Origin of the sequence: Brevundimonas sp. TWP3-1-2b1, from assembly GCF_049896165.1 — a bacterium.
In the GTDB taxonomy this organism is placed as follows: Bacteria; Pseudomonadota; Alphaproteobacteria; order Caulobacterales; family Caulobacteraceae; genus Brevundimonas; species Brevundimonas subvibrioides_B.
The window spans coordinates 33,007-46,485 of the sequence record NZ_JAFCTT010000021.1 but is presented as its reverse complement, the minus strand read 5'-3'; the positions used below and the strand labels follow the sequence as shown (position 1 = coordinate 46,485).

Below are 13,479 nucleotides of genomic sequence, written 5' to 3'. Positions count from 1 at the left end.
TCGCGATGTCCGCCAAGAAAGTCACCATGGATATTCGCAAACTGGCCCTGTCGGTCGCTGCTCTGGCAGTGGTCGGCGCGGCGTCTCCCGCTCTTGCCGAGGGCGGCGCCCATCACCCGCGTTCGGGCGGCTTCACCTTCGACGGGCCGTTCGGCACGTTCGACCAGGGGCAACTGCAGCGCGGCTACAAGGTCTATCGCGAGGTCTGCGCGGCCTGCCACTCGATGGACCTGATGCATTTCCGCAATCTGGGTGAGAAGGGCGGTCCCTTCTATGACCCGCACGCCGAGAACCCGGCCGCCAATCGGTTCGTCCGGGCCCTGGCCGCCGAGATCGAGGTCGGGGACATCGACACCGAGACCGGCGAGGCGATGATGCGTCCCGCCACCCCGGCCGACAAATTCCCGAACCCCTATCCCAACCGCACGGCCGCGGCCGCCGCGAACGGCGGTGCGGCCCCGCCCGACCTGTCGGTCATGGCCAAGGCCCGTCACGGCGGCGCCGACTACATCTATTCGCTGCTTTCGGGCTACGCAGCCGCGCCGGCCGGACTGCGGATCACGGCGACCCAGCACTACAATCCGTACATGGCGGGCGACATGACCCCGTTCTGGGACGGCGATCCGGAACACGTCCCGGCCGGTGGCTTCATCGCCATGCCCGCGCCGCTGGCCAATGGCCAGGTCACCTATGACGACGGCACCGAGGCGACGGTCGACCAGATGTCCAAGGACGTCGCGGCCTTCATCGCCTGGTCCTCGGACCCCAGGGCGACGGAACGGAAACAGTCGGGCATGGGCGTCCTCGCCTTCCTCGCCATCTTCGCCGGCATCACCTACGCCAGCTATCGCCGCATCTGGAAGGGCGTGGCGCACTAGCGTCAGGCCTCGGTTCACGCCGAAGACATCAAGCCCGCCGGTTCCCCCGGCGGGCTTTTTCTTGCGTTGACGGCCGTGTGTAAAAGTGCTTTGTAAAGCAAAGCAGCTGAGGAGGCCGCCTTGTCCATCATCCGTCTACTGGTTCTTCCGCTTGCGATGGTCGCCGTTTCCACAGCGACGCTGACGCCCGCCGTCGCGCGCCAGCAGGATGCTGCCGGCTCCCCGGCCCAGCGCGCGGCCATGGCGCGGCTGGCCTTCATGGACGGGGAATGGCGGGGCACGGCGGTCATCAACGGCCCCGGCGGACGCGTGACCCTGACCCAGACCGAACGTGTCGGCCCTCATCTGGGCGGATCGGTCCGGGTGGTCGAGGGCCGCGGCTATGCGGCGGACGGCGCGACGCAGTTCAACGCCTTCGCCATCATCGGCTGGGATGAGCGGGCGCAGGCCTACACCTTCCGCGCCTATGCCCAGGGTTATCAGGGCGACTATCCGTTCGAGGCGACCGAGGACGGCTTCCGCTGGCAGACGCCGGCCGGACCGGGCGCAAGCATCCAGTATGTCGCCACGATCAAAGACGGTCGCTGGCACGAGGTCGGCCACTTCGTCCGCGAGGGCCAGACGCCGCTGCCCTATATCGAGATGGACCTGCGCCGGGTCGGCGACAGCGACTGGCCGGGCGCGGGCGCAGTAGCGCCGACGGAATGAGCGAGGCACAGTGTCGGTCATGACCGACACGCCCAAGCTGGAAATGGCACGCAGGCTTGACGCCTTCGTCGACGCCGCCTTCGCTTTCGCCGTGGCCCTGCTGGTGGCGGGTGGTGGCGACCCGCCGACGACGCTGGAGGAGATGCAGGGGATGCTGCTGAGCGCCCCGGCCTACGGCGCCAGCTTCGCCCTGATCGTCATGTTCTGGCTGAGCTATCGCGACCTCGGTCGCCTGTGGCCGCTGCGGGATGGGCTGTCCACGGCGATGAGCGTGGCGGTGGTGTTTGTCGTCCTGCTCTATGTGTTTCCGCTGCGGCTGATGATGCAGTCGGCCCTGCACGCCCTGTCGGGCGGCATCCTGCCCGGCGGCGACTTGATCCACAGCGTCGGGGATCTGCGGTTCCTGTATGTCGCCTACGGGGCGGGGTGCCTGTCGCTGTCGTTGCTGTTCGGGTCCCTCTATCGCCATCACCTGAAACAGGGCGCCGCCAGCCCGACCCAGGCCGTCAGCGCTCGTATCTGGATCCAGAATTGGATGATCCTGTCCGGGGCGTCCCTGACCTCCATCGTCGTCGCCCTGACGGCGCCCGACGCCCTGGCCCCGTGGGCGGGCGGGTTCGTCTATATGAGCGTGCCGGCGCTGATCGGGATCAGTTCGATCTTCCATGTGCGCGCCATGTCACGAGCGACGCAAGTCGACACCGAGGCCGCCGGCCCCTAACCTTCGGCACCATCAAGTTTCGAAGGGTTCGCCATGCGTTCGTTCACCGCCGTCGCCGCGCTGCTGGCCGGTCTGTGCCTGACTGCCGTCGCCTGGGCGCAGGACCCCGCGTTCGACGGGGCACGTTTGTCCGAACACATCCGCATCCTGTCCGCCGACGACTTCGAGGGACGGGGCATCGCCACCCCGGCGGAACAGAAGGTCATCGACTACGTCTCCGGGCAGTTCGAGGCGGCAGGTCTGCAGCCCGGCGGCGACAATGGCGGCTGGACCCAGGCCGTGGCGCTGAACCGCTTCTCCGCCTCGAACATCCAGGCCCGGCTGACCGTGGGCGACTGGACCCAGCCCCTGGCCCAGGGCGAACAGATCATCATCTCCAGCCGGCGTCCGGGCGAGGACCATGTCATGCTGATGGACGCGCCGCTGGTCTTCGTCGGCTATGGCGTCAAGGCTCCGGAGCGGGACTGGGACGATTTCAAGGGCCAGGACATGCGGGGCAAGATCCTGGTCGTCCTCGTCAATGACGCGGACTTCGAGGAGCCGGCGCTGAACACCTTCGGCGGCCGGGCCATGACCTACTACGGGCGCTGGACCTACAAGTACGAGGAGGCGGCGCGTCAGGGGGCGGCGGGCGTCATCATCGTCCACGAGACCGATCCGGCCTCCTATGGCTGGACCACGGTGCGCAACAGCTGGACCGGGCCGAACTTCGACATCGTGCGCGAGAACGCCGACGAGCGTGTGCCGATGGAAAGCTGGATCCAGCGCGATGTCGCCGTAGAGCTGTTCCAGCGCGCCGGCCTCGATTTCGAGGCTCTGAAGGTGCAGGCGCGCAGCCGCGACTTCCAGCCGGTGACGCTCGAGGGCGCGGGGATGGACGTGATGTTCAACGTGGCTTCGGAGCGGATCGAGACGCACAACATCATCGGTCGCCTGGAGGGTTCGACCCATCCGGACGAGACCTTCCTCTACACCGGCCACTGGGATCACATCGGCGTGGGGACCCCGGACGCGAACGGCGACGCCATCTTCAACGGTGCGGTCGACAATGCGTCCGGCATCGCCGGGCTGATCGAACTGGCGCGCGTCTATGCGGCGGGCGAGCGGCCGGAACGGTCGATCGTCTTCATCGGCTTCACGGCCGAGGAGAGCGGTCTGCTGGGATCGGAATACTATGCCGCCAACCCGATCTATCCGCTGGCCACGACCGTCGGCGGGGTGAACATGGACTCGGCCAACGTCTATGGTCGCACCGAGGCCTTCAACGTCGTCGGCTATGGACAGTCGAACCTCGATGAGCGGATCACCGGCTTCGTGCAAGCCCAGGATCGCGAGGTCCGGCCGGACAGCAATCCGGCGTCGGGCGTCTATTTCCGGTCCGATCACTTCCCGCTGGCCAAGCGCGGCGTGCCGATGGCCTACGGCGCCTCGACCGGAGACTTCATCGACGAGCCGATCGCCGAACGCCAGGCCGCGCGTCAGGCCTATGGGGCCAACCGCTATCACCAGGCCGATGACGAGTGGTCGGCCGACTGGGACTATTCCGGCCAGATCCAGGACCTGCAGGTCTACTGGTCGCTGGGGCAGGCGTTGGCCAACAGCCGCGACTGGCCGCAGTGGAAGGAAGGCTCGGAGTTCGGCCCCGCACGGGCGGCGACGGCCGGCGAGCGGGAGTAGTTGTCCTTCTCCCCTTGCGGGAGAAGGTGGCCGAGCGAAGCGAGGTCGGATGAGGGGTTGCGCTGACCTTCGAAGGTCAGTCCTGCCTGCCCTCACTCCAGCCGCCGGTATGACCCCTCATCCGTCAGCCTTCGGCTGCCACCTTCTCCCGCAAGGGGAGAAGGGAAGGCCTAGATGACAAAACCGTAACGCGCCCCGTCGCTCACCCCGCCCTAATGTCCGCGCCGAAATGGCGAGGAGAGCCCTGATGTTGCGTGGATTGTTCGGTGGTGTGGCCGCGATGGCCCTGGTTCTGTCGGCGGGACTGGCTTCGGCCCAGGACTTCTCGGCCGAACGGATTTCCGAAGGTATCCGCCACATCTCCGCCGACGATTTCCAGGGCCGTTACCCGGGCACTGACGGCGAGCGCATGACCCTGGCCTGGCTGCAGGCCCAGTATGAGGAAATGGGTCTGGAGCCCGGCGGGCCGAACGGTCAGTGGCTGCAGGACGTTGTGCTGAAGCGCTTTACGCCCGTCGCGGGCGCCGCCTCGGCCAGCTGGACCGGGCCGGACGGCACGGTCCATCCGATGACCGTCGGGACCGACATCATGCTGCGCGCGGCGACCAATGACGGCAAGGCGTCGATCGAGAACGCCGGCCTGGTGTTCGTCGGCTATGGCATTAATGCGCCCGAGCGGAACTGGAACGACTACGGCGACATCGACGTGCGCGGCAAGGTCGTCATCGTCATGTCCGGGGAACCCAACTCCGCCGAGGTCGCAGAGCGGTTCAACGGCGTCTATCCGACCGCCTACAACAGCGGCGCCTACAAGGCCGACGAGGCCTTCGCGCGCGGCGCCGTCGGCGTCATCACCCTGGCCACGGTCCCGGCGACCGATCCCGGCTGGCTGCGCGGCGCGCAGTTCGCCAACCGCCAGCGTACCCTGACGCCGGGTGCGGCGGATCTGGAGTTCTCCGGCGCCGTCAACCACGACGTCGGTCTGGCGTGGGCCACGGCCGCCGGTCTGGACATGGCGACGCTGGATACTGTCGAGAGCGGAAACTTCACGGCGGTGGCGCTGGACGGCGTGACCCTGTCGATCGCCCAGGAGGAGACCATCGACAGCCTGACCACCCACAACCTGCTGGCCAGAATCCCCGGCACGGAGCGGCCTGACGAGACCATCATCTATTCGGCTCACTGGGACCACGTCGGCGTCGGGGCGGACCACGTCAGCCCGGTCTCGACCACCGAGGACAACATCTACAACGGCGCCTGGGACAACGCCTCGGGCACGATCGGCATCCTGGAGATGGCGCGCCAGATCAAGGCGGCTCCGCAGCCGGAGCGCACCATCGTCTTCGCCCATATGGCGGCCGAGGAGATGGGCCTGCTGGGGTCCTACGGATATGCCGCCAACCCGGTCTATCCGCTGGAGAAGACCGTCGCCGACATCAACATCGACATGCTGCCGCTGTCGGGTCCGACCCGCGACGTGGCCATCTTCGGCCTGGGCCAGAACACGCTGGAAGACGATCTGGCGACGCTGGCGGCGGCGGAGGGGCGGGTGATCACCGACGATCGCCAGCCGGAGCAGGGTTTCTACACCCGCTCGGACCACTTCCCGTTCGTCCGCATGGGCGTGCCCGCCCTGATGACCTGGCATGGCGTGGACTGGGACGAGGGCGGCGTCGAAGCCGGTCAGGCGGCCTGGGACGCCAAGTTCGGCGCCGACTATCACAAGCCCTCCGACGAATGGTCGGCGGACTGGGACCTGCGTTCTGCGGTCGAGAACCTGACCCTGCTTTACCGGCTGGGGCTGCAACTGGCCAACGGCGACGAATGGCCGACCTGGAAGCCGACCTCGGAGTTCGGCGCCCGCCGGGCCGCCAGCGACGCGGCGCGGCAATAGGTCGAGCCCCGCCATCCCCGGACTTGATCCGGGGATGACGGCCCTGAACCTTGACCATGGCTCGGGCGTTGAAGGGCCATGACCCTGTTTCTGCGGACCCTCGCCCCGGCGATCCTTGTTCTTGGTTTGGGAGGCTGCGGAGACAATGGCCCGGTCAATCCGCCGACCGAACCCGCCGCAGCGATCACCGTCGAGGATCCGTCCGCGCCGCCCGCGCGAGGCCAGACCTCGATGCTGCCCGGTCGGGGCGCGGCCAGTTTCGTCGGCCGCTGGGCGGCGGACGTTAGCTGGTGCGCGACTCCCCAGGGTGAGCGCCGGCCGATCCAGATCACCGCGACCCGGTTCGAGGGCTATGAGAACAGCTGCATGATCGCGGCGGTCGACGAGGTCGCCGACGGCTATGTCGCGACCCTCGCCTGCATTTCCGAGGGGACGGCGCGGTCGGAGCGGGTCCGGTTCCAGGTGAGACAGGACGTCATGCGGCTGAGCTATCTCGACCGGGCGAGAAAGCCGGTGACGCTCAAGAAATGCACGTCGCTGGAGGACACGGCCACGACGCAACCCGTCGTGCCTTGATCCGTCAGTTGAACAGGAAGTTCATCACGTCGCCGTCCTTGACGACATAGGACTTGCCCTCCGCGCGCAGCTTGCCGGCCTCGCGCGCCTTCGCCTCGCCGCGCAGGGCGACATAGTCCTCGAAGGCGATGGTCTCGGCGCGGATGAAGCCCTTCTCGAAGTCGGTGTGGATGACGCCGGCCGCCTGGGGCGCGGTGTCGCCGACGTGGATGGTCCAGGCGCGGGCCTCCTTGGGTCCGACCGTGAAGTAGGACTGCAGCCCCAGCAGTGAATAGGCCTCGCGGATCAGGCGGTTCAGGCCGGGTTCGGCCAGTCCGAGGCCTTCCAGGAACTCGGCCTGTTCGGCGGCGTCGAGAACGGCCAGTTCGGAATCGATCTTGGCCGAGATGACGACCGAGTTCGCATTGTCCTCGGCGGCCCGTTTCGCTACCAGGTCGGACAGCGCGTTGCCCTTGTCCGCCGAACCCTCATCGACATTCGAGACGTACAGGGCCGGAAGCGAGGTCAGCAGCTGGAGCATGTGCCAGGCCTTCTCGTCTTCCTTGTCGACCTTGACCGTGCGGGCGGGCTTGCCGGCGCGCAGCGGGGTCAGGGCCATATTGATCAGCTTCAGCGTCTGCTGCGCGTCCTTGTCGCCGCCCTTGGCCTTCTTCTCAACGTTGATGACCCGCTTCTCGAGGCTTTCGAGGTCGGCCAGCATCAGCTCGGTCTCGATGATGTCGAGGTCGCTGATCGGGTCGATGCGGTTCTCGACATGGGTGATGTCGTCATCGACGAAGCAGCGGGCCACGAAGGCCACGGCGTCGCAGTCGCGGATGTTGGCCAGGAACTGGTTGCCCAGGCCCTCGCCCTTGGACGCGCCGCGCACCAGGCCGGCGATGTCCACGAAGGTGATGCGCGAGGGGATGACCTCTTTCGACCCTGCAATCTCCGCCAGGGCGTCCAGACGCGGCTCCGGCACGGCCACGTCGCCGGTGTTCGGCTCGATGGTGCAGAACGGATAGTTGGCGGCCTGGGCCGCCGCCGTCTTGGTCAGGGCGTTGAACAGGGTGGACTTGCCGACGTTGGGCAGGCCGACGATCGCGACTTTGAGGGCCATGGGGCTTTCGGACTTTGAATGGAGGGCGAGCCTTTAACGGGTTCGGACCCGTTTGTCAGGCTCGCAGTCTCATTCCCGATCAGGCCGCCGGAGCGCCCGCATTGGCTTCGGTCGGCTGACCAACGGTGGCGGCGACCACCAGTTTGGGCGCGTTCTCGAACGTCAGGGTCAGTTCGACCGTGTCGCCGGTCGCCAGAGGCTCACGCACGCCGCTCAGCATGATGTGGTTTGCGCCCGGGCTGAAGGCCACGGGCTCCCCGGCGGCGAGGGGCACGCCGCCCTCGATGGGCCGCATCATCCCCATGCCGCCCTCCATCGAGGTCTCGTGGATCTGCGCCAGGGCGGCGGCGGGGCTATCGACCGACACAAGCCGATCATCGGAGGCGGCGACGAGGTTCAGATAGCAGGCGGTCACCTGACGTCCCGTCGGCGTCGGCCGGCAGACCGCGTTGGCGACCACGATCGGCGTGATCGTATTCCCCTCGGCATCGACGGTGGTGTTGTCGGAGCTGCCGCAGGCAGTGAGGGCCAGCAATGGTAGCAGGGCGAGAATGCGTGTCATGGGTTTCCGGTGCTTTCACAAGACGATCGAACGCGTGCGGTTCAACATTGAAACGAGCCGATCGATTGCGACGGCGACGACTAGGCTGAGACCGGTCAGAGGATACAGGATGGCGAACGGCAGGACGATGGTCAGAACCGCGGTATATGCGCGGGCGCCGGGCGCCGGGCGGCGCGACGGGAGCGGCCAGACGACCCTTGGGGCGGCGCTTCCACCACATGACGATGGCGCTGACGCCGAACTGGCAGCAGCGAGGGGGAGGAGAATTACTCGCCCTTCGCCGCCTGAGCGGCCTGGCGCGGGCTGAACTTGGGTGCGGGGGCGAGGCGCAGGACCTCGCCCTGATAGCGTTCGTCCTCGCCCTTCACGGCGAACGGCAAGGCGTCGGCGCAGGCGTTCAGCAGGGCCTCGAGCCAGGGTTGCTCCGCCTTGTGGAAGTCGCCCAGGACGTGGGGCATGACCAGTTCCGGCGCGCCGGGATGTCCGATGCCCATGCGGGCGCGGCGGAAGTCGGGGCCGAGCTGGCTGATCAGGCTGCGCACGCCGTTCTGGCCTGCCGCCCCGCCGCCGGTCTTCATGCGAAACCGGCCTGGGGCGAGGTCGATCTCGTCGTGGAAGACGATGATGTCCGCAGGGGGTATCTTGTAGAAACGCGCCGCCTCGCCGACGGCGTTGCCCGAGTTGTTCATGAAGGTCTGTGGCTTCATCAGCAGGATCTTCTGACCCTCGACCTCACCCTCGGAGATCACCGACTGGAACTTGGCGCGCTGGACGCCGAACCGCCACCGCGAGCCGATCGCATCAACGGCCATGAAGCCGATGTTGTGGCGGTTCTTCTCGTATTTGGCGCCCGGATTGCCCAGGCCGGCGATGATGAGCATGGCGCTATCCGGAAATGAAAACGGCCCCGTCCGTCGCCGGAGGGGCCGTTTCCGAAGGAGTGGATCGGTCGATCAGCCTTCCGACTTCTCGCCGTCTTCCGCAGCGGCTTCGTCGCCCTGTTCCGTGGCGGGAACGTCGTCCGCAGCAGCCTCGGCGGCGGCGGCCTGTTCCTCGGCGATGGTCTCTTCGTCGTGGGCGGCCGAGATGGCGGCCGACGAGGTCTTGATCGAGGCGATCACGAAGTCACGGTCGGTGATGGTCGGCTTGACGTCCGAGGGGACCTTGACGTCCGACCAGCGGATGATGTCGCCCAGCTTGTGGCCGGCCAGGTCGACGACCAGGTCTTCCGGGATGTGGTTGGCGGCGACCATGATCTCGACCGAGTGACGGACGATCTCGAGCGAGCCGCCCTGGCGGAAGGCCTTGCACTGGTCTTCGTTGATGAACTGGATCTGGACCTCGATCTTGATGGTCGCGTTTTCGTCGACGCGCATCAGGTCGAAGTGCAGCGGACGGTCCGACACGGGGTCGAACTGCACGTCCTTGGCGATGACCGACTGGGTCTCTTCGCCGTATTTCAGCGTCACCAGGTGGCCCAGCAGCTTGCCGGTGTACAGGTTCTTGCGGAAATCCTTCTCGTTGACCGAGATGGCGACGGGGGCCTTGTCGCCGCCGTACAGGATGCCCGGAACGGCGCCCGCGCGCCGCGCGGCGCGCGCGCCGCCGGTGCCGGTGTTCTCGCGGACATCCACGTTCAGAATGATCTCGGCCATCTGGCTCGCCTCAACAACAAAAAACGCCTGCGCAGACCAAAGCTGCCCGCGCGGCGGGGTCATGGACCCTCGAATTCAAGAGCGCGGGTCATTACACGCAAGAGCCCGCGTGTGCAACTGGCCTTGGATGTGGAGATCAGTTGGCGGCCGGCGCGGGCGCGGAAAGCGACGCCGTGGTCGCCTCGACGGCCACCGGCGTGACGCCTGCGGTGGCGATTGCCGGGTCCACAGGGACGGGGATGGTCGCCGCCGTGGTGCAGGTCGCCAGATCGCGTACGATGTGGCGGCCGACGCAGAACATGTCCTCGTAGCTAGGGCGCGAGGCGGCCAGGCACTGGAACAGGTTCAGCTTGGACATATCCAGGCAGAACTGGGCGTTGGTCTCTATCGACAGGGCTTCGGTGTTGGCGCGGGCGTCGTCGCCCGCCGCGCCCATGGCGGCCAGGGCCGCGATGGCGAGGGCATTGACCACGGCCGGGGTGTAGGGCGGGGCGTGAGTGGCTCCGGGCAGGTTGAGGCCGGTTCCGCTATTGGCGGCGGTGAAGAGGCGTGCGGATTCTTCCGCCGAGGGCAGCATCTGACCGGCCGAGATGGTCTTGGCCGTCTCCAGACGCACTTCGCGATTCGGAATCGGGGTCACGGCCCAGCGGCGACGCGGGTCGTTGCGCTCCTGGATCGTGTAGGCATCCTGCTCGACGGCGTCGGCGACGGTGGTCAGGGCGGCGATGTCCTGGCCCAGGGTAGAGATGATCAGGCCGGCGGCTACGTCCGCGCCCGGCAGGCCGGCGGCATAGGCCGGATCGCGGATGAGGTTGGCGATGACGTCGGCGCGCTGCTGCGGGTCGTTGGCGTAGCTGCGGACGCCAGCGACGAACTCCGGCGACTGCAGGGCCAGGATCGACGCATAGGCGATCATGCCGCGCGACAGGGTTGCGGGGTCGTAGGCCGCGCCCTTGCGCATGGCGGCCTGGATCGACTCCGCGTCGGGGAAGCCGGCCTGGATCGTGCCGACATCGCGGATGAAGGTGACATAGATGGAGGCGGCCTGAGCCACACCCTCGTTCAGGGTCACCGGCGGCGGCGGCGGCGGCGGCGGCGGCGGCGGGGCCGGAGGAACGATCGGCTCGGGCGTGCTGCACGAGGCCAGGATGGCGGCTGCGACGGCAGCGGCGATGGCGAGGCCGCGACGCGGAAGGGCCAGGCGCATGATGAATTTCCCCACAAGGATGTAGCGGCGCTCTCCCGGCGCCGTATCGATATCGGCTTATAAGCCTTAGCCAGGGTTTTCCGAACGTTAATCCGGGCCTCGGCCGTTCAACTCTCCGGCGCCGGACGGCGAAACTCAGCCGTTGGGACCGGCGTTCAGCCGCTGGGTCGCGGTCTGCCCGGCCGGGGGCGCGACCGGGGTCGGTCGAGGCGCGGTCGATGGCGGGGGCGGGGCCTGGAGGGGAAGCGGCGAGATGCTCGGTTCGGTCGGGGTCGCGGGTTGCAGCGGTTCCGGCGTGATCGCGGGTGAGCGTGCGGGTCCGCCGCTCTGGGTCGGATTGCCGACAGTGATGATCGCGGTCGGCAAGGCGGCGCCGCGCGCACAGGTCGACAGGTCCCGGATCACATGGCGTCCGAGGCAGAACATGTCCTCATAGGTCGGGCGGGCGGCGGCCAGACACTGGAACAGGTTCAGCTTGGAACTGGCCAGGCAGTCCTGGCTGGCACGGTCGTATTGCAGCGCTTCGGTGTTGGCGCGGGCGTTGTCCCCGGCGGCGCCCAGGGCGGCGAGGGCGGCCATGGCGATGGCGTTGGTCACCGACGGGGCATAGGGCGCTCGCCGCGTGCGTCCGGCGGTCACCCCCAGGCCAGAACCGCTGTTCGAGGCGGCATGGAGACGCGCAGCCTCCGAGGCGGAGGGCAGGATGGTGCGGGACAGGTCCTTGACCGCCTGCAGACGGCCTTCGCGATCCGGGGGCGTGGCGCGCCCCCAGCCGTGACGCTGATCGCCGGTGTACTGGATGTTGTAGGCGTCGCTCTCGACCGAATCGGCGGCCGAGCTGAGCGCGACGATGTCGGCTTCCAGCACCGACATGACCAGACTGGCGGCGGCTTCGGCGCCGGGCAGGGTCGAGGCGTATTCGGGATTGGCGACGATGCGGTCGATGATCTGGCGCCTCTCGGAGGGCTCGGCCCCGGCCTGACGGACGTCTGAAACGAACTCCGGCGACTGCAGCGCCAGGATGGAGGCATAGGCGACCAGACCGCGCGAGATCTGGTTGGCATCGTAGGACGCGCCGCGCCGCAGCGCCGCCTGAACCGCGTCGGGGCTGGCGAAGCCGCCCTGGATCGTCGCCATGTCGCGGGTGAAGGTCAGATATACGGCCGCAGACTGGGCCACGCTGTCGTTCAGGGCGACAGGCGGCGGCAGGCGGGCGGTGATCGCGGCGGCCTCGATGGCCGCGACGCGCATTTCCTCGGCCTGCAGCTCGGCACGGCTGGGGCCGCATGCGGCCAGAAGGCTTGTGACGGCGAGGGCGGCCAGGGTCGGGCCCTGGCTACTGAAGGAAAGGCGCATGGAAGATCCCCGAAAGCATGTTCCGACTGAAACGCCCAGTCCGGCCGTTTTGAGGCATGGCCGCCGACTTTTTCGTGATCAGTCGAACAGTTTGGAGACCGATTCCTCGTTCGCGATCCGGCGGATGGCCTCGCCGATCAGGGGGGCGACCGGGACGGTGCGGATCTTGGAGCAGGACAGCACCTCGTGCGGCTGCTCGATCGAATCGGTGATCACCAGCTCCTTCAGCGGGCCGTCGGTGACGCGCTGGACCGCCGGGCCCGACAGGACCCCGTGGCTGATATAGGCGGAGACGTTCGTCGCCCCGGCCGCGATCAGGGCCTTGGCGGCGTTGACCAGGGTGCCGCCCGAATCGACGATGTCGTCGAACAGGATGCACTCGCGGCCCGCGACGTCGCCGATGATGTTCATGACCTCGCTCTCGCCCGCCTTGGGACGGCGCTTGTCGACGATGGCCAGGTCGACGTTGAGACGTTCGGCCAGCGACCGGGCACGCACCACGCCGCCGACATCGGGCGAGACGATCATCAGATTGCCGCGCGTGTAGCGATCCCTGATGTCCTGGGCGAGCACTGGGGTGGCGACCAGATTGTCGGTCGGGATGTCGAAGAAGCCCTGAATCTGGCCGGCGTGCAGGTCCATGGTCAGGACCCGGTCGGCGCCGGCGCGGGTAATCATGTTGGCGACCAGCTTGGCCGAGATCGGCGTGCGGCCGCCGGTCTTCCGGTCCTGACGCGCATAGCCGAAATACGGCATGACCGCCGTGATCCGCCGCGCCGAGGCCCGCACCAGGGCGTCGATGCAGATCAGCAGCTCCATCAGGTTGTCGTTGGCCGGGTAGGAGGTCGACTGGATGACGAAGACATCCTCGCCGCGGACGTTCTCCTCGATGACCGCGAACACCTCGTTGTCGGCGAAGCGTTTCACCTGGGCCTTGGTGAGGGGCATGTCGAGGTGGTCGGCGATGGCCTGGGACAGGGTCCGGTTCGAGTTGCCAGCGAGCAGCTTCATCCGGTCATCCTTTCGCCGTCATCGAACCGCCAATGACGTCTGTTCCGTCTTGCGCGCTCTTTAGCAGCGCGTCGGCCCGTATCAAGCCGTGATTGCCCTTCTCCGGCGCATGGCGCGTTGCGAACGCCGATGTTA

The 13,479-nt window shown here is 67.6% G+C and carries 12 protein-coding genes and 1 pseudogene; 6 read left to right on the top strand and 7 right to left on the bottom strand.

Going from position 1 to position 13,479, the window contains the following annotated elements; genetic code table 11:
* Positions 1 to 5: 5 nt before the first annotated feature.
* From ACP7AB_RS16080 to ACP7AB_RS16055, 6 genes are all read left to right on the top strand, one after another.
* Positions 6 to 878 carry a cytochrome c1 gene (locus ACP7AB_RS16080; protein ID WP_425990743.1) on the top strand — a complete coding sequence of 291 codons (873 nt, stop codon included), beginning with the start codon at positions 6 to 8 and terminating at the stop codon, positions 876 to 878.
* Positions 879 to 998: 120 nt separating this feature from the next.
* Complete coding sequence (locus ACP7AB_RS16075; RefSeq protein ID WP_425990741.1) at positions 999 to 1,586, top strand: DUF1579 domain-containing protein; 588 nt, start codon at positions 999 to 1,001, stop codon at positions 1,584 to 1,586.
* 19 nt (positions 1,587 to 1,605) lie between these two features.
* A complete protein-coding gene (locus tag ACP7AB_RS16070) occupies positions 1,606 to 2,307 on the top strand; it encodes a TMEM175 family protein (protein WP_425990739.1) in 702 nt (233 codons plus the stop codon).
* 33 nt (positions 2,308 to 2,340) lie between these two features.
* Positions 2,341 to 3,984 (top strand): M28 family metallopeptidase, encoded by a 1,644-nt coding sequence (locus tag ACP7AB_RS16065; RefSeq protein WP_425990737.1) that lies wholly within the window; start codon positions 2,341 to 2,343, stop codon positions 3,982 to 3,984.
* Positions 3,985 to 4,231: 247 nt separating this feature from the next.
* Entirely contained in the window at positions 4,232 to 5,878 is a 1,647-nt protein-coding gene (locus tag ACP7AB_RS16060) for a M28 family peptidase (protein ID WP_425990736.1), read from the top strand.
* 78 nt (positions 5,879 to 5,956) lie between these two features.
* Complete coding sequence (locus ACP7AB_RS16055; protein ID WP_425990734.1) at positions 5,957 to 6,454, top strand: hypothetical protein; 498 nt, start codon at positions 5,957 to 5,959, stop codon at positions 6,452 to 6,454.
* Positions 6,455 to 6,458: 4 nt separating this feature from the next.
* On the opposite strand, the gene ychF is transcribed toward ACP7AB_RS16055, so the two are convergent.
* The 7 genes and pseudogenes from ychF to ACP7AB_RS16020 all read right to left on the bottom strand — a co-directional run bounded on the left by ychF (position 6,459) and on the right by ACP7AB_RS16020 (position 13,344).
* Positions 6,459 to 7,553: a redox-regulated ATPase YchF gene (ychF, locus tag ACP7AB_RS16050; protein ID WP_425990732.1), complete on the bottom strand. Its 1,095-nt coding sequence runs from the start codon at positions 7,551 to 7,553 to the stop codon at positions 6,459 to 6,461.
* Between the two features lie 79 nt (positions 7,554 to 7,632).
* A complete protein-coding gene (locus ACP7AB_RS16045; protein WP_425990730.1) occupies positions 7,633 to 8,115 on the bottom strand; it encodes a copper chaperone PCu(A)C in 483 nt (160 codons plus the stop codon).
* A 266-nt stretch (positions 8,116 to 8,381) separates the two neighbouring features.
* Positions 8,382 to 8,996: an aminoacyl-tRNA hydrolase gene (gene pth / locus ACP7AB_RS16040; RefSeq protein ID WP_425990728.1), complete on the bottom strand. Its 615-nt coding sequence runs from the start codon at positions 8,994 to 8,996 to the stop codon at positions 8,382 to 8,384.
* 162 nt (positions 8,997 to 9,158) lie between these two features.
* Positions 9,159 to 9,770, bottom strand: a pseudogene (locus ACP7AB_RS16035) (50S ribosomal protein L25/general stress protein Ctc); the annotation flags it as partial.
* A 136-nt stretch (positions 9,771 to 9,906) separates the two neighbouring features.
* Positions 9,907 to 10,977 (bottom strand): hypothetical protein, encoded by a 1,071-nt coding sequence (locus ACP7AB_RS16030; protein ID WP_425990726.1) that lies wholly within the window; start codon positions 10,975 to 10,977, stop codon positions 9,907 to 9,909.
* A 135-nt stretch (positions 10,978 to 11,112) separates the two neighbouring features.
* Positions 11,113 to 12,333 (bottom strand): hypothetical protein, encoded by a 1,221-nt coding sequence (locus ACP7AB_RS16025; protein WP_425990724.1) that lies wholly within the window; start codon positions 12,331 to 12,333, stop codon positions 11,113 to 11,115.
* 78 nt (positions 12,334 to 12,411) lie between these two features.
* Positions 12,412 to 13,344 carry a ribose-phosphate pyrophosphokinase gene (locus tag ACP7AB_RS16020; protein WP_425990722.1) on the bottom strand — a complete coding sequence of 311 codons (933 nt, stop codon included), beginning with the start codon at positions 13,342 to 13,344 and terminating at the stop codon, positions 12,412 to 12,414.
* Positions 13,345 to 13,479: the final 135 nt, after the last annotated feature.